The 15,526-nt window shown below is 68.9% G+C and carries 17 protein-coding genes; 11 read left to right on the top strand and 6 right to left on the bottom strand.

Going from position 1 to position 15,526, the window contains the following annotated elements:
* Complete coding sequence (locus VF106_RS39210) at positions 1 to 675, bottom strand: DUF6345 domain-containing protein (protein ID WP_330845062.1); 675 nt, start codon at positions 673 to 675, stop codon at positions 1 to 3.
* A gap of 207 nt (positions 676 to 882) precedes the next feature.
* Between VF106_RS39210 and VF106_RS39205 the strand changes: the two genes are divergently transcribed.
* The 4 genes from VF106_RS39205 (at position 883) to VF106_RS39190 (ending at position 5,102) form a co-directional block, all read left to right on the top strand.
* Positions 883 to 1,563, top strand: coding sequence for an NADPH-dependent F420 reductase (locus tag VF106_RS39205; RefSeq protein ID WP_330845061.1), 681 nt, complete (start codon positions 883 to 885; stop codon positions 1,561 to 1,563).
* Positions 1,564 to 1,844: 281 nt separating this feature from the next.
* Positions 1,845 to 3,893 (top strand): ATP-binding protein, encoded by a 2,049-nt coding sequence (locus VF106_RS39200; protein ID WP_330845060.1) that lies wholly within the window; start codon positions 1,845 to 1,847, stop codon positions 3,891 to 3,893.
* Positions 3,890 to 4,258 carry a response regulator gene (locus tag VF106_RS39195; RefSeq protein WP_330845059.1) on the top strand — a complete coding sequence of 123 codons (369 nt, stop codon included), beginning with the start codon at positions 3,890 to 3,892 and terminating at the stop codon, positions 4,256 to 4,258. The genes VF106_RS39200 and VF106_RS39195 overlap by 4 nt, the downstream gene beginning before the upstream one ends.
* Positions 4,259 to 4,664: 406 nt before the next feature.
* Positions 4,665 to 5,102 carry a hypothetical protein gene (locus VF106_RS39190; protein ID WP_330845058.1) on the top strand — a complete coding sequence of 146 codons (438 nt, stop codon included), beginning with the start codon at positions 4,665 to 4,667 and terminating at the stop codon, positions 5,100 to 5,102.
* Between the two features lie 29 nt (positions 5,103 to 5,131).
* Here VF106_RS39190 and VF106_RS39185 read toward each other — a convergent pair whose 3' ends face one another.
* On the bottom strand, positions 5,132 to 6,247 hold the full coding sequence (locus VF106_RS39185) for a helix-turn-helix transcriptional regulator (protein WP_330845057.1): 1,116 nt from the start codon (positions 6,245 to 6,247) through the stop codon (positions 5,132 to 5,134).
* 138 nt (positions 6,248 to 6,385) lie between these two features.
* On the opposite strand from VF106_RS39185, the gene VF106_RS39180 reads away from it, so the two are divergent.
* From VF106_RS39180 to VF106_RS39170, 3 genes are all read left to right on the top strand, one after another.
* Positions 6,386 to 6,676, top strand: a complete 291-nt coding sequence (locus VF106_RS39180) for a hypothetical protein (RefSeq protein ID WP_330845056.1) — start codon at positions 6,386 to 6,388, stop codon at positions 6,674 to 6,676.
* 18 nt (positions 6,677 to 6,694) lie between these two features.
* A complete protein-coding gene (locus tag VF106_RS39175; protein ID WP_330845055.1) occupies positions 6,695 to 7,075 on the top strand; it encodes a hypothetical protein in 381 nt (126 codons plus the stop codon).
* A 69-nt stretch (positions 7,076 to 7,144) separates the two neighbouring features.
* The gene (locus VF106_RS39170) at positions 7,145 to 7,915 is read left to right on the top strand and encodes an SDR family NAD(P)-dependent oxidoreductase (RefSeq protein ID WP_330845054.1); all 771 of its coding nucleotides are present in this window, start codon (positions 7,145 to 7,147) and stop codon (positions 7,913 to 7,915) included.
* Positions 7,916 to 7,922: 7 nt separating this feature from the next.
* Here the strand turns inward: VF106_RS39170 and VF106_RS39165 are convergent, their stop codons facing one another.
* Positions 7,923 to 8,999: a sensor histidine kinase gene (locus tag VF106_RS39165; RefSeq protein ID WP_330845053.1), complete on the bottom strand. Its 1,077-nt coding sequence runs from the start codon at positions 8,997 to 8,999 to the stop codon at positions 7,923 to 7,925.
* Positions 8,996 to 9,658: a response regulator transcription factor gene (locus tag VF106_RS39160; protein ID WP_330845052.1), complete on the bottom strand. Its 663-nt coding sequence runs from the start codon at positions 9,656 to 9,658 to the stop codon at positions 8,996 to 8,998. The genes VF106_RS39165 and VF106_RS39160 overlap by 4 nt, the downstream gene beginning before the upstream one ends.
* Positions 9,659 to 9,745: 87 nt before the next feature.
* On the opposite strand from VF106_RS39160, the gene VF106_RS39155 reads away from it, so the two are divergent.
* The 3 genes from VF106_RS39155 to VF106_RS39145 are packed head-to-tail and all read left to right on the top strand — an operon-like array spanning position 9,746 to position 12,878.
* Positions 9,746 to 10,675, top strand: a complete 930-nt coding sequence (locus tag VF106_RS39155; RefSeq protein ID WP_330845051.1) for an ABC transporter ATP-binding protein — start codon at positions 9,746 to 9,748, stop codon at positions 10,673 to 10,675.
* The gene (locus tag VF106_RS39150) at positions 10,672 to 12,141 is read left to right on the top strand and encodes a DUF1349 domain-containing protein (RefSeq protein WP_330845050.1); all 1,470 of its coding nucleotides are present in this window, start codon (positions 10,672 to 10,674) and stop codon (positions 12,139 to 12,141) included. Before VF106_RS39155 ends, VF106_RS39150 begins: the two co-directional genes overlap by 4 nt.
* Positions 12,138 to 12,878 carry an ABC transporter permease gene (locus VF106_RS39145; protein WP_330845049.1) on the top strand — a complete coding sequence of 247 codons (741 nt, stop codon included), beginning with the start codon at positions 12,138 to 12,140 and terminating at the stop codon, positions 12,876 to 12,878. The genes VF106_RS39150 and VF106_RS39145 overlap by 4 nt, the downstream gene beginning before the upstream one ends.
* Here VF106_RS39145 and VF106_RS39140 read toward each other — a convergent pair.
* Positions 12,858 to 13,817 carry a GNAT family N-acetyltransferase gene (locus VF106_RS39140; protein ID WP_330845048.1) on the bottom strand — a complete coding sequence of 320 codons (960 nt, stop codon included), beginning with the start codon at positions 13,815 to 13,817 and terminating at the stop codon, positions 12,858 to 12,860. The genes VF106_RS39145 and VF106_RS39140 overlap by 21 nt on opposite strands.
* Before the next feature lie 90 nt (positions 13,818 to 13,907).
* Between VF106_RS39140 and VF106_RS39135 the strand changes: the two genes are divergently transcribed.
* On the top strand, positions 13,908 to 14,834 hold the full coding sequence (locus VF106_RS39135; protein ID WP_330845047.1) for a LysR family transcriptional regulator: 927 nt from the start codon (positions 13,908 to 13,910) through the stop codon (positions 14,832 to 14,834).
* Between the two features lie 3 nt (positions 14,835 to 14,837).
* Here VF106_RS39135 and VF106_RS39130 read toward each other — a convergent pair whose 3' ends face one another.
* On the bottom strand, positions 14,838 to 15,467 hold the full coding sequence (locus VF106_RS39130; RefSeq protein ID WP_330845045.1) for a TetR/AcrR family transcriptional regulator: 630 nt from the start codon (positions 15,465 to 15,467) through the stop codon (positions 14,838 to 14,840).
* Between the last annotated feature and the right edge of the window lie 59 nt (positions 15,468 to 15,526).

Genomic DNA, 15,526 nt, shown 5'->3' with positions numbered 1-15,526 from the left:
TCAGCAGGTTCCGCGTGCGGTCCAGAAGCTTCGTACGCCCGTCGGGTCGGACGGCTCGGCTTCTCGGAGGCGTTCGTTGTACGTCGGCGCCGCGTCGGTCGTCGCACGCAGGTACGCCCACTGCACCTGTGATCCCTCGACGATCTCGTTGGCCTCCGCCCACGCCTCGCGGACGGGAATGTCCCACAGGAAGAGGAACATGTAGTGGGCCCATGCGGCGTAGATGGCGAACCACGTGCCGCGCGAATCCTGCCCTCCTCCCGAGTAGGACGAGTTGTGGAACCCGCACATGTAGTGCAGTCGCTCGAAGGCCGGGATCCAACGTCCCACCGGGTTGGACGACGTGTGTTCCAGGAGCGCGCACGCGTGGGTGGCGAAGATCTCCAGGTCACTCTTGCCGAAGTCCACCGCGTCCCCGGTGGTCACGTTGCTTCCCCAGACCGAGAACCCGCTGGGCGAGCCGTGGCTGGACATCATGAGCGCGTCGACCTCGTCGGTGCGCTCCACCCAGTTCGCCGTCGTGACGAAGTCCTTCTCCAGCACATCGGAATCGCCGTGATCCTGAGTCCAGTCGAACTGGCTCAGCCCGGCCAGGGTCGAGGCGAATCCCTGGGCCTCCAGTCTTCTTCCGTCGATTCCGTCCTTGATCCACCATGACCCCAGGTTGCGTGCCATACTCACTCCTTTTCGTCGGGAAAGTAGACACGCTAGGTAACACCTGTTGCGTGAATCCACGGTCCGGAGGAATACCCTGGGGCGAAATTAGGTGCACTATTGGGCATCGCCATGGTCCGGCGATTCTTGGCGATTACGGTAGCGGGATGGAAATATACTTTCTATGGGTGCCAGGAATATCCGGGTCGGTGCTTCGTTGACCATGGTGTGACAACACTTGGACTGATCGGCAGCGGGCACATCGGCTCGACCGTCGCCCGGCTCGCACTGGCGGCCGGGTACGACGTGGTGCTGAGCAACTCCCGCGGCCCGGAAACCCTCACCGACCTGGTCACCGAGCTGGGTCCGAAGGCCCGCGCGGCGACCGCGGCGGGTGCCGCGCGGGCCGGGGACATCGTCGTGGTCTCGATCCCCGTGAAGAGCGTCCGGGACGTCCCGGCGGAGCCGCTGGCCGGCAAGGTGGTCATCGACACCGGCAACTACTACCCGGCCCGCGACGGCCACTTCGCCGAGCTGGACAGCGGCGAGCTGACCACAACCGAACTGGTGGCGCGGCACCTGTCGGGGGCCCGGGTCGTGAAGGGGTTCAACAACATCTTCTACCGTCACCTCGCCGAGTTGGCTCGCCCAGCCGGCGCCCCGGACCGCAGCGCGATCGTCATCGCGGGCGACGACCAGGACGCCAAGAAGGCCGCGTCGGAGTTCCTCGACGACATCGGCTACGACACCGTCGACGCCGGGCCGCTGTCGGAGGGCTGGCGCTTCGAGCCCGGCACCCCCGCCTACGGTCCGCCCTACGCGGGTGGCGCGGACAACTTCTGGGAGACGTCCGGCCACCCGGCCGGCGTGGACACCCTCCGTGAGGCGCTCGCGGCCGCGCAGCGCTGACGCGGAGTCAGCTCGAATTCACACCTCGCGGGGAACAAGCTCCCCTAATGGGTGCATTTTGCTGCTGTCGCTGTTCGCGAAGTAATGGCACGGCTGGGTTGGAGTGAATTCGGCGCGCGGATGGGTTCACCCGCGCGCCGACGCCTTTCATGACAGTGTGCTACCCCATCGCACGAAAGGCTGGTCACCCATCCCGGAAGCGTGAGAATCGGTTCTTCCCAGGCGTCCGGCGGTATTTTGGACGTTGGCAAATGTTGGGGGCAATCGAGGTCCGGCAGCAGATGAGACGTGAAACAGCACCTGCGATCCTCCGTCCCACCAGGCTGCGACGGTGGTGGGTCGGCCGGTCGGTCCGGGTGAAAGGGCTGATCGTCGTCGCGATCCCGCTCATCGCGTTGATCGGCATCGGTATCACCGGCCTCGTGTTGGCCGACAGCGCGAGCGACGCGCGCGCGACGGCCAGACGCGCCAGCGCACTGAGCACCGCCGCGAACGCGGTCCTGGTCGACGTGTTGAACGCGGAGACCGGCGCGCGCGGATACGCGTTGACGAGGGATCCGGTGTTCCTGGATCCGTACGACCTGATGCGCACCCGAATCGACGCCGAACGCGCGGCGCTGCGCGAAGCCGCTGCCGTCGGCGGGGACACCGCGGGTCAGCGGTCGGTCGACGAGGCCGCCGGCGCCGTGCTCGCCGATCTCACCCAGCTGATCTCGACGGTCGACCAGAACGGCTCCTCCGGGCAGATCACCGCCCTGTTGCAGACCAGCAGGGCCGACATGGACCAACTCCGTGCCAGGGTCGCCGACCTCATCGCCGCCCCGGCGAGACTGGTGGCCAGGCAACGCGCCAACCTCGACGCGTTGCAGTCCGCGGTCACCAGGCTCAACATCGGGGGCCTCGCGGTGGGCGTGCTGGCCGGGCTGCTCGGCGTCGCTCTGTTCACCTCGGGTATCTCCCGGCGGGTCGCCGAAGCGGCGGTGAACGCCGACCGGCTGGGACAAGGTCGGCCGCTCCGGCCGGTCACGGACTCCGGCGACGATCTCGGCCGGCTGGCCCGCTCGCTCGTGCGGGCAGAGGAACTCCTGACCACCCGCACGGCCGAGATAGCGGCGGCCCGCGACGAGGCGCTGCACGCCACCCAGGCCAAGAACACCTTCCTGTCCAACACGAGCCACGAACTGCGGACTCCGCTGAACTCCATCCTCGGGTTCACCCAGCTGCTGGAACTGTCCGACCTCAGCGACGATGACCGCGACAGTGTCACCCGCATCCTGGTCGCCGGGCGACATCTCCTCGCACTGATCAACGAACTGATCGACACCGCTCGCATCGAGTCGGGTGAGCTGTCCCTGTCCGTCGAGCCGGTGTCGGTCGAGCCACTCATCCGGGAAATCAGCCTGCTGCTTTCTCCACTGGCGGCTCAGCGATCCGTCACGATCGTCCACGACTGCGCGCTCTCCGCGCTGGCGGTGCACGCCGACCGGCAACGGCTCCGGCAGGTCGTCATGAACCTCATGTCCAACGCCGTGAAGTACAACCGCCGGGGCGGCACCATCACGACCAGCTGCCGGCTCGACAACACCGGCCGGGTCGAGATCATCATCGCCGACACCGGTCCCGGCCTGTCAGAGGACAGCCTCCAGCGCCTGTTCGTTCCGTTCGATCGCCTCGGCATCGAGCAGACCGGGATCGAGGGCACCGGGATCGGGCTCCCGCTGGCGAAGGCGCTCACCGAGGCGATGGGCGGTCACCTGTCCGCGGCCAGTGTGCTGGGCGAGGGATCGGCGTTCACCGTCAATCTGCGCCGTGCTCCGGACATGCTTCCCCACGAGCCGACCGGCGTGCCGCGGCCGGCCCCACACTCCGCCGCCGCGGGCCACGTTCGTGTGCTGTACATCGAGGACAACCCCAACAACATCGAGGTCGTGTCCCGGTATCTGAAGAACAGGGGAAACACGGCCCTGATCACCGCCCAGTCGGGCCGGGCCGGCATCGAACTCGCGATCCGGGACACCCCCGACGTCATCCTGCTCGATCTGCATCTACCCGACCTGCATGGAGACCACGTGTTGAAGGAGCTACGGGCCGAGCCGGCCACCTCCGCCATTCCGGTCGCCGTCCTGTCCGCCGACGCCAGCCCCGGCGTCATCCGCCGGCTGAAGACGTACGGGGTCCTGGACTACCTCACCAAGCCGATCGACCTTGGCGTACTGGGTACCCTGCTCGACTCGATCACGCCTGCCGTCGATCCGCAGGACATCCCCGTGACCGCCGCCCGTTCGTCCGGCCCGAACGGCGCCCAGCCCAGTGAAAGGCCGATCCCGTGAACCGCACCGTGCTGTGCATCGAGGACGACCCGATCAACATCGACCTGATGCGCCAACTGCTGCACCGCCGTTCCGGCACCGTGGTTCACCAGGCCAGCACCGCCGAGGACGGCATCGAGGCCGCCCGCACCGAACAGCCCGCCCTGATCCTGCTCGACAACCGCCTTCCCGACGCCACCGGCCGCGAAGTACTCCGCCGACTGGCCTCCTCACCGACGACAGCCACGATCCCGGTGGTGGTCATCAGCGGGGACTCGGGCCGCGAGGCCGTCGCCGAGCTGCTGGCGTCCGGAGCATCGGGTTTCCTGTCCAAGCCGTTCGACATCCGCCAGTTCATGACCGTCGTCGAGCAGTACCTCGCCTGACACCCGTCTTCACAGAGGGAACTTGGTGGCTCGGGGGTGCGGCCCGGTGGACTCGCTGCGCGGTTTTCGGGCGCTTCGCGCCCGAAAACCGCCCGTAGTCAGGGGCGGCGCGACTTGGGCCGGCAGCGATAGCGCCACGGGCGATGTCTCGAAAGACGCGCTCATGTCGTTGAACGTCCCGATCGCGTCTTTCAGGACCCGGCCATGTCCCGAACGCGTCCTTCGCGGCGCGGCACCCTGCGGGTGCGCGCCGGGCGCTGCGCGCCGAAGCGGCGGAGAAACCGCGCGTGCCGAGTGACACAAGAAGGCGAAACGTCACCCATCGGCCTGGGGCGAACGCTACATTTCCCGCGTGATGCCATCGATCATCGAGTTAGCCTCGTCTCGGCCCGTTCGACGTGCTGGAGTGTTCGGCGCTCTCCTGGCGCTGCTGGCCGGCTGCGGCACGATTCACCTCGGCGGGAGCGGCGGGAAGGACCAGCCAGAACAGTCCACAGAGTCCGTCGACCACGAGATCCTCTACGACGTGCAGGTGTTCAGTCCGGGATTCACGCTGCAGGTCAGCTACACCGACGAGAACGGTGGGGGCGGCTCGGAACAGCCGCTCGGTCAAACATGGACGAAGACCTTCACCGCGCGCTATCCCGACATCCCGGAGCTGTACCTGACCGCCTTCGCGGTGCCGAACCCGAGCAGCGATCCCACGGCCGTCCTGTCACAGCCGAGCGTCCTGTGCATCCTCTGGGTCGACGGGAACATCGCCGACCAGTCGCAGTCGGCCTCGGCGGAGTGCCACGCCAAACTCACCGACACTGTGGTGCCGCCGACGAGTAGCTCCCGCTGAGCGAACGCGGGAGCGCCGTCGCAGTCGGGTCATGGTTGATCGAGTAGCCGGCCGTCGGTGGTGAGGGGCGCCGCGCCGAGTTGGGGTGCGTAGTGGTCGAAGAACAGGCTCGACGTGAACTCCTGCCGGTTGCCCGCTCCGGACTTGCGGTACACGGCCTGGATGTGTTTCTGGACGGTGTCCGTCGTCACGCCCAACCTGGTGGCGATGCGCGCGGTTTTGTAGCCACGCAACACGTACTGCATCACTTCGCGCTCACGCGGCGTCAGCCCGTAGACGTCCAGAATGATGGGTGCCAGATCCGTCCGGTCGGCGGGGCCGATCGCCACGGCGGTGCGCACTCCCTCCGCACCGTCCAGTCGCCACCCTTCCAGCGCCACCCAGCGCGATGAACGCGTGTGGGCCACGGACCGCACCTGACCGTGGCCCACCGCGTTCCGAGCCGATGTCGCCACTGCCCGCACCGCGTTGGGTAGCCGATCCGGTCCCGGGGGGATTTCCTGGAGGTCCGCCAGCCAGCGTTCGGCCGTCGGGCTCATCGAGACGATCTGGAAGTCGTCGTCGAGGATGACGAGGCCCGTCGCGTCCGCGACCCGAGCCTTGTCGATTCCGGCCAGCAGCAACGACTTACGCAGGATGTCGCTGACCGGCCTGGCCACGGTTCTGGCGATTTCCGCTTCACGGCTGGAGAATCCCGACGAGCCGCTGCGGCACATGACCGCCAGGCCCCAGACACGGTTGCCGGTACGCAGGACCACTCGCAACTCGTCGGAGAGGCCAAGAGGCCGCAGGACGTCGCGGTAGTACACGCTCGTGTCGAGCTCGCCCTTGGCTGACGCGCTGAGCACGCTCGCCGCGGTCCCACGGTCGGCGAGCTGGCGCAGGTTGTCCACACCTGTCTGTTCGACGTGCTCGATCTCGAACAGCCGGGGCATGACGCTGTCGGGAAATCCGTAGGCGTGCTGGCCGCCGGTGTCCAGCAAAGTGGAGGGATCGAGCAGCACCGTGCACCAGATGTCGGCCGGTACGACGCCGAGCAGGGCTCGGGTCGCGCCCTCCAGGACATCCAGTGCCATCGGCGACGGCGGTAGCGCTTTGGTGAAGGTCCGCACGGCTTCCCGCGCCGCCGGTGGGGCTGAACCCATGTCCACGTCCTCGATGTGTCGCCAGGGCCGCAACCCTCCAGTTTTCTGGAATATCGCGCGGGACTGCCCGTGCGTAACGTCGTGCCGGGCACCCGAGGAGTGCGGGTGGCCCGCGATAACCGGAGGGGCGAATTCATCATGTTCGGTCAGTCGATTCCTGTCGCGTCGCCGGTCGGCGCGTTCGCGGGTTTTGTCAGCGGCGAATGCGCGGGCTGGGTCGCCAAACGCCTTGGGGCGAGCCCGAACGCGCAGCAGTGGGCGGTGAAGGTGACACACGCGGCCGCGTCCAGCCTTGTGGGCTGGGCGATCAACGCCGCCGCCGGCGCCGACATAACAGGCGCCGCCGTGCACACCGGTGTCGCCGCGGTCGGTGCGGAAATACACGGCGGTTTGCACCAGCCCGAGGTGTTCCAGGCGTTCGAGCAGTAGCAGGGGAAAGGAGTGCCCATGTCGATGGGAAAGGCCGGCGGCGCGTTCACCGTGCTGTCCTTGGTCGGGCCACCGATCGGAAAGGTGGTGAAGGACGCCCGCACCGTCACCGTCAGGGACGCCGGCGCGCTGCTCGTGGCGAGCCTGCGCGACGCGGTCGTGTCCGGGTCGGTCGGCGCGTACAACACGAACCTGGTCAGGTTCACCAAGGTCGCGCACGCGGCCGCGCGCACGCGGCTCAGCGGTCAACGGCGGCAACAGTTTCGTGTCCTCGTCACGTCGGCGGACCACGTGTGCCGGCAGGTGACCACCGCTCTCGTTGGCGAGGCAAGCGGGTTGGGCCGCCCGGCGTTGCTCGTCGAGATCGACACGTTGGCGGAGCAGTTCGCCGCGCTCTGATCATGTGAGGAGGGTTCGTGATGGAAAGCCACATAGCGTAGCCGGGCATGGTGGCATAGCGTTTCTCTCGTGCTGCTGGCTGACAAGGTCGCTCTGATCACGGGGGCGAGCACGGGGATCGGGGCCGCGTCCGCACTGTTGTTCGCCCGGGAGGGCGCTTCGGTGGTGCTGTGCGCGCGGTCGGAGGACAAGCTGGTCGGGTTGGTCGACGAGATCCGCGCCGCGGGTGGGCGGGCCGTCCACGTCGTCGCCGACGTCGCCCGCGACGAGGACTGCGCGGCGGCCGTCACCGCGGCCGTCGAGACGTTCGGGCGGCTCGACGTGGCGTTCAACAACGCGGGTATCGGTCCGGAGGGCAGGCCGCTGGTCGACGGTTCGCCCGCGGTGTGGGAGACGACGCTCGCGACCAACCTCACCGGTGTCGCGCAGTGCATGCGGCATCAGATCCGCGCCATGCTGGCCAATGGCGGCGGCTCGATCGTCAACAATGCCAGCACCGCAGCGTTCTTCGGCACCGCGTTCTCGGCGGCGTACTCCTCGGCCAAGCACGGCGTCGTCGGCCTGTCGAAGACGGCGGCGTCCGAGTACGGCTCGTCGGGGATCAGGGTCAACGTGGTGAGCCCCGGTGTGGTCGAGACCCCGCAGACCGCGCCGTGGCTCGACTCGGTCCCCGGCGAGCGAGAACGCGCCGCCACCTGGAACGCCCTCAAGCGGTTGGCTCGCCCCGAGGAGGTGGCCGAAGCGGCGGCATGGCTGTTGTCCGACCGCGCCTCGTTCGTGACCGGCGCGGAACTGGCCGTGGACGGCGGTTACACCGCGATCGCGCCGTACGTGGGATGAGGGTCGGTCAAGGGAACCGCACGGTGACGGACAGGCCGCCTTCCGGGCGTGCGGTGGTGGTGAGGGTGGCGTGGTGGGCTTGGGCGACGGCGTCGACGATGGCGAGGCCGAGACCGTAGCCGTCGCGGCGGCCGTTACGGTCCGGTGCGAGTCTTTGGAACGGTTGGAAGAGTCGCTGGATCTGGTCGTCGGGGATGACCGGGCCGCTGTTGGTGATCGTGAAGCAAACCTCCGACCCGGCGGTCTGCGTGGTGATCTCCACGTGTCCGTGTGGGTGGTTGTGGCGGATGGCGTTGTCGACGAGGTTGGCGACGAGGCTTTCGATCAGTCTCGGGTCCCCGGTCGTCACCGCCGGTGTGAGGTGTTCGGCGAGAGCTATGCCCTGGTCACGACGGGAAGCGAGCACACCCGCGACGACGTCGGCGAGGTCGAGGGTGTCCCGGCGGGTGATGCCGCGCTCGCTCGTGGCCAGTGCGAGCAGTGCCTGGACGAGCCGCTCCTGTTGTCCGCCAAGGGCTAGGGCCTCCTCGCACACCGAGCGCAGGGTGTCGGCATCGGCGTCGGGATCGGCCAAGGCGACTTCCAGGAGGGTTCGCAGGCCCGCGAGCGGGGTGCGTAGCTCGTGGGAGGCGTTGGCGACGAAGTGTCGTTGGGCGTCGAAGGACGCTTCCAGGCGGGCGAAGAGGTCGTCGAGGATGGCGCCCAGTTCGGTCAGTTCGTCGGTCGGCTCGCCGAGGTCGAGGCGTTGGTGGAGGTTGCCGGCGGAGATGGCTGTCGCGGTGGCGGTGATCGCCCGCAGGGGCCTGAGAAACCGGCCGGCGACGAACCAGCCGAGAGCCCAGGCGATGGGGACGAGAAGGGCGAGCGCGATGGCGGAGCCGACCAGGAGTTGTCCCGGGCTGATCCCTTCCCCTGTTCCGGTGATCGTGGCCGGGGTCGAGCTGTGGGCGGGAGTGATCGACTGGACGCCGACGAGAGGGATCGTGACGACCGCGAGGACCCCGATCCCGGCGAGGAAGATCCCCGTGGCGTAGAAGAGCGTGAGCCGTGTCTGCAAGGACCGTCGGGGGAGAGGGCCGTTCACGGTTGTCCGATCCGGTAGCCGCCTTCTCGGATGGTCTCGATCACGGGCGGGTCGCCGAGTTTGGCTCGCAGCCGGTGCATGGTGTGCTTGACGGCGGACGTGAACGGGTCGGCCGCCTCGTCCCAGACTCGTTCGAGTAGCTCCTCGGCGGACAGGACCAGGCCTTGTGCGGCGAGCAGGCATTCCAGGAGCGCGAACTCCTTGGGGCTGAGCTCGAGGCGCCGTCCGGCGCGGAACGCCGTCCGGCGAGCCGGGTCGAGGGTGATGTCCCCGCACGAGAGTGCGGGCGGAAGCGGTGGGGCGGCCCGGCGGGCCAGCGCACGGACGCGGGCGACCAGTTCGGCGAAGGCGAACGGCTTGGGCAGGTAGTCGTCGGCGCCGAGGCTGAGCCCTTCGACGCGGTCCTCGATCGTGCCGGCCGCGGTCAGCATCAACAGGCGGGTGTCGACGCGGTCGCCTGCGAGTCGCCGGCAGATGTCGTCGCCGCTGACGCCGGGCAGGTCCCGGTCGAGGATCACCACGTCGTAGCGCGTGACCGCCAGCCGGTCGATGGCGTCGATCCCGTCCAGCACGACGTCGACGGCCATGCCCTCGCGCCGCAGCCCGGTGCCGATGGAGCGCGCCAGCACCTCGAAGTCCTCGACCACCAGAACTCTCACGTACGCAACGATGCCAGGTGGCGGGTCGCAACCAGGTCGCAGTCGCCGCGACCGGGCTGGAACCGGGTGCCCTCTACAACTTCCGGCATGAGACCACACCGAACCGGCGGGATTGTCGTCGCCGGGCTGCGTAAGCGGTACGGGACGACCCAGGCCCTCGACGGCATGTCCTTCACTGTCCATCCGGGACTGGTGACCGGCTTCGTCGGACCGAACGGGGCCGGGAAGTCCACCACGATGCGGGTGATCCTCGGTCTGGACGCGGTCGATGCGGGCACCGCGCTGATCGACGGGAAGCCGTACCACGGCCTTCGGCATCCGCTGAGCCACGTGGGTTCACTGCTGGACGCTTCGGCACCGCATCCCAGCCGGAGCGCGCGCAACCACCTGCTGTGGCTGGCGCATTCACAGGGCATGGGCGCGGAGCGGGTGGACCAGGTGATCGAGCGGGTCGGCCTGACCTCGGCGGCCCGGCGCAAGGCCGGTGGCTACTCGCTCGGCATGCGGCAGCGGCTCGGGATCGCCGCGGCACTGCTGGGCGATCCGCCGACCGTGCTGCTGGATGAGCCGTTCAACGGCATGGACCCGGAAGGCATCATCTGGATGCGCGGCTTCCTGCGGTCGCTGGCCGCACAGGGCCGCGCCGTCCTGGTGTCCAGCCACCTGATGAGCGAAATGCAGGACACGGCCGATCATCTCGTCGTGGTCGGGCGCGGCAGGGCCATCGCCGACGCCAGCGTGGCCGACCTGATCGCGGCCGCGTCCGGGCACCGGTTGGCCGTGCGGACCACGGCCCAGCGGGACGCGATGACGGTGCTCGCGCGGGCCGGCGCCACCGTGGCCACTGGCCGGGACACCGTTACCGTCTCCGGCTTGCCGGCGGAGCGCGTCGTGACGGTGCTCAACCAGGGCGGGGTCCCGTTCTCGGAGGTGTCCGCGCACCGCGCCACATTGGAGGATGCCTACCTGGACCTCACCCGCGACGCTGTCGAGTACCGCGCCGAGGTGTCGCGGTGACCAAGGCGGGCTTTGTCCAGTTGCTGCACGCGGAATGGACCAAGTTCCGCACCGTCCAGGCCTGGACGGTCGGCATGGTGGCCGCCGCGCTGATGGTGGTGATTGTCGCCCTGCTCGCCGGGGTCAGTGGCGATCAGAGCGGCTCACCGGCCGTGCCGGTCGGACCGGGCGGTGAGCCGGTCACCGACAGCTTCTACTTCGTGCACCAGCCGCTGGCCGGAGACGGCAGCATCACCGTCTCCGTTTCCGCGCTCACGACCAGCATCGCCACGGGGCCGGCGGACCTGCGGCCCGGCACGGTGCCGTGGGCGAAGGCCGGGCTCATCATCAAGGACGGCACCCGTCAGGGATCGGCCTACGCGGCGATCATGGTCACCGGCAGCCACGGCGTGCGGATGCAGGACAGCTACGTCAACGACACGGCGGGCCCTGCGTCTGCCCGTTGGCTGCGGCTGGACCGCTCTGGCGACGCGGTCACCGGCCACGCCTCCACCGACGGTACACATTGGACGAAAGTGGGCACCGTTCACGGATTCGCGTCGACCGTGGAAGCCGGTGTGTTCGTCACCTCTCCGCCTTCCGTGGAGGGCATGGGCACCGTCCCCACCGTGGCCACGGCCGTCTTCGGAGACCTCCGTCTCCAGGGCGGCCGGCTCGGTGGTCACTGGGCCGGTGACCAGGTGGGACCCAAGTCGTCCACCTTCGCCGGCTACCCGAGGAACACGTCGGGCTCGGCCGTCGAATCGGACGGCGGCCTCACCGTGACCGGAGCCGGCGACATCGCACCCGCCGTCCGCGGCACCCTTGGCAGCGGGGGCACCACACGAGAGATCCTCACCGGTACGTTCGCCGCGCTCATCGCGGTGATCGTCCTGGGGACGCAGTTCATCACCACCGAATACCGGGACGACCTGATTCACGTGACACTGGCCGCCAGCCCGCGGCGTAGCCGGGTACTGGTGGCCAAGGCCATCGTGCTGGGCGGCGTCACGTTCGTCGCCGGACTGGCGGGAGCGGTCATCGCGGTGCCACTCGGCGAGCGGCTCGCGCGGGCCAACGGCGTGTACCTGTTCCCAGCGGAGCCATGGGTCCAGCTTCGAGTCGAACTCGGGACCGCGGCCCTGCTCGCGACCACCGCGATCCTGGCTCTCGCCGTCGGCGCCATGTTCCGGCGCGGTGCCGGGGCCGTCACCACCGTCGTCGCGGCCATCGTGCTGCCCTACCTCCTGGTCGCCCAGATCCCGTTCCTGCCCGCCGGCGTATCGGACTGGCTGACCCGGGTGACCCCGGCTGCGGCGTTCGCCGTCCAGCAGACGCTCGTGCCGTACCACCAGGTCGCGAGTGTCTATACGCCGTACAACGACTACTACCCGCTGGCGCCGTGGGCCGGGCTTGCCGTCCTGGCCGGCTACGCGGTGGTGAGCCTGGCCGCCGCGGCCGTCGTGCTCCGCAGGAGGGACGCATGAGGCTGGCCCTGCACGCGGAGTGGACGAAAACGCGGACCGTCGCCGGCCCCCGGTGGCTGCTGCTCGGCACCATCGCGGTCACCGTGGCCATGAGCGCCGCCGTGACCGCGACCTGCGGCGCCGCCCGCTGTGGCGGCGACGCGACCAAGCTCAGCCTGACCGGTGCCGTCTTTGGGCAAGCGCTGGTCGCCATCCTCGGCGTGCACGTCATCACCGACGAGTACGGCTCGGGCATGATCCGCACCACCCTGGCCGCGATACCGAACCGGACAACTGCCCTTGTGGCCAAAGCCGTCACGCTCACCGGCTGCGTGACCGCGGCCGGGACCGTCGCCGTACTCGGGTCGCTGCTGGTTGGGCGGCTCACCCTGCCTGGCCACGGCTACGCGGCCATGTTCCTGGTGCTGCGTGCGACCGTCGGGTCGATCCTCTACCTCGCCCTGATCGCACTGTTCAGCCTCGGCATCGCCACGATCGTGCGTGACGCCGCGACGAGCATCGGTGTCGTTCTCGGCCTGCTCTACCTCGTGCCCATCCTCGCCACGGTGATCGGCAGTCCGTTCTGGCAACGCGTGCTCGAGCAGATCGCACCGATGAGCGCCGGGCTCGCCATTCAGGCCACCACCGATCTCCACAGCCTGCCGATCAGCCCGTGGGCCGGTCTCGGCGTGACCGCCGCCTGGGCCACAGCGGCACTCACGACCGCCGGGCTGCTACTACGCAGGCGCGATGCCTGACCGTTTGATGAGCGGCGCGTCGCGTGACAACTCCTGGAATCCGACGCTGTAGTACAGCTCGCGCGCCTGGGGATGGCCCGGCGCGCCCAGGCAGGCGACCGTCATGTGGGTGGCTCCGGCCGTCCGCGCCAGACGCATGCCGTGGAGGAGCATCGCCCGTGCCAGCCCAAGACGTCGGTAGTCCGGATGTGTCCCGACCGGTTCGAACTCGGCGGTCTTGTTCGCCTCGTCGAGCCACATGATCGTCGAGGAGGCCATCGTTCCGTCCGGTGCCTCGACCATGAGGTGCAGGTCGCCGCGATAGGCCGTCGTCTGCTGGACGCCCTGGTAGCTCTCGGCCGTGTACGACGAGGGAGCCCAGGCGTCCACATGGGCCTGGACAGCGGCCTTCGGGCCGACCTCGTCGGCGGTGCGGAACCGGAAACCGGTCGGCAGCACCGGCTCCTCCACGTCGGTGAGGTCCCGCTCGTTGAGCTGGGTCCAGGACCCGGCGTCGCCAAGGGCGGACGGGTCGGTCTCGTAGCCGTGCGCCGCCCATCGCTCCATGGCGAACTCGTCGGCCGCGCTTGGCCGCACCGTGCGCTCGATGTCCTCCGCCGTGGTGTCGCACCAGTCGATCACCTCGTCGAGCAGTCCGGCGTGGTCGGGATGGACCTGATACACCAGATAGGCGCCGGTGACGTCCTTCACCGACCCGTCGCTCCGCCTCACCTGGTGCGGAAGCTGGGCCCAGCCCCACGCCACCAGGTCCCCGCCGGCGAACCACAGCCGGCGCGGCCAGCTCGCCCCGTTGCTGGCGTGCCCCTTGCCCCAGTTCCAGGCCAGCTCACCGAACGACGCGTCGCTGTTCACCAGCTCCGGGCGGGTGGCGGTGACACGCTGCGCCAGCCCCTGCATGAGCCGCACGTCCGCGGCGGTCACCAGCTCGAGGTTCGTCATGGGGCGCCACGGTGTCAGGACTGTCCGAACATCAACAACAGATTTAGCGGCGTGCCACAACCGATCGTTGTGGGAGTAGGTTCTCGCCTCGTGGATCTCGATGCGGTTCGTACCTTCGTCGCCGTCGCTGATGCTGGTCAGTTCCAGGCCGCTGCCGACGATCTGGGCATCACGCAGCAGGCGGCCTCGAAACGAGTGGCCACTTTGGAGCGGGCGCTCGGGGTGCGGCTTCTCGCGCGGATCCCCAGGGGCGCAAGGCTTTCCGTCGACGGGCAGGCGCTGCTCCCGCATGCGCGTGAACTTCTCCGCGCGGCGGAGCGCGTCACCGCGGCCGTGACTCCTGGGCGCCGGGCTCTTCGGGTCGACGTCGTCGGGCGCAGGATCGCGCCAGCCAACCTCCTTCACGCCTTCTACCAGCAACACCCGGGCATCGAGTTGGATGTCGTCACGTTGACCGGTGTCGAGGCCGAGTCGGCGTTGGCCGAGATCAGCGCCGGCACCCTCGACGCCACCTTCAGATCCCTGCGCGACCTGGCGGTCCCAAGTGGACTCCGGTCGGCACGGGTCATCGACGACCGGCACGAAGTCCTGGTCGGCCCACGGCACCCGTTGGCGAACGCCACGACCGTGACCCTGGCCGAGCTCACCCATCACCCGATCTGGATGCCCGGCATGGCCGACAGCGAGCCGATCGGCTACTACGACGACCTGGCGAAGGCGTTCGGGCTCACCATCGACAGGATCGGGCCGAGCTTCGGCGTCGACGCGCTCCTCGCCGAGATCGCCGACTCGACCCAGCTCGCCACCTTCGTCTGCGAGGGCTCGCGCTACCTGTGGCCGGAAAGCTACGACCTCCGCCGGATTCCCGTCGTCAGCCCGACCCCGGTCTACCCGATGTCCGTGATCTGGCGAGCGGACAATCCGCACCCCGTCCTCGCGAACTTCCTCGAATACCTCCACGCCGGATACAGCACGACAGCCGGCGACGACGTGTGGACCCCGGACTGGGCACACTGAGACCTAACCGTAGGCACGCATGAATGTCGCCACGGCTCGGGCGGCGATGCGGGCGAGATCCGCGGCTGGAAAGGTTGTCCGGCCGAGCAGCATCGCTTCGTTGATCGGTGCGGCCATGACCAGCCAGTTGAACTCCGAGGCCGCGGTCGACGGGTCGTCCACGCGTAACCGTCCCTCTCGGGAGAGTTCGGCGAACCTGGCCGCGAGTCCGTTCATCGTCCGACCAGGGCCCTGGTCGAAGAAGGCCTGCCCGAGTTCGGGGAACCGACCCGCTTCGGCGATCACCAACCGGCGCAGCGCGAGCACGCGGGGCCGCAGCACGGCACCGAGTTGCCGCACGGCGAGCTCGGTCAGGTCCGCGGCGAGGTCGCTCCCGGAGCCGAGCTGCCTGATCTCGGCGGCAACCGGGTCGGCGACGGCGTCGACGGCCTCGCGGACCACTGCGACGAAGAGCCGCTCCTTGTCGACGAAGTGCTGATAGACGGTCTGCTTGGCGACCCCCGCGGCGCGCGCGACCACGTCCATGCTCGTCCCGCGGAAGCCGTTGTCGAGGAACACTTCTGTCGCCGCCTCGAGAATCGCCGCCTGCTTTCGGCTCGGGCGTTGCGACTCGGCTGCGAAGGGATCGAGCACGGGGCAAAGGTACGCTACCGTGCCACGTGCAGACTAGACGGTCTAGTCTAATCGCGTCA

It is taken from the genome of Actinophytocola sp. (assembly GCF_036378875.1).
Lineage (GTDB): Bacteria > Actinomycetota > Actinomycetes > Mycobacteriales > Pseudonocardiaceae > Actinophytocola.
Note: the sequence above shows the minus strand (reverse complement) of the source record. Positions and strands in the feature narration are given on the sequence as shown.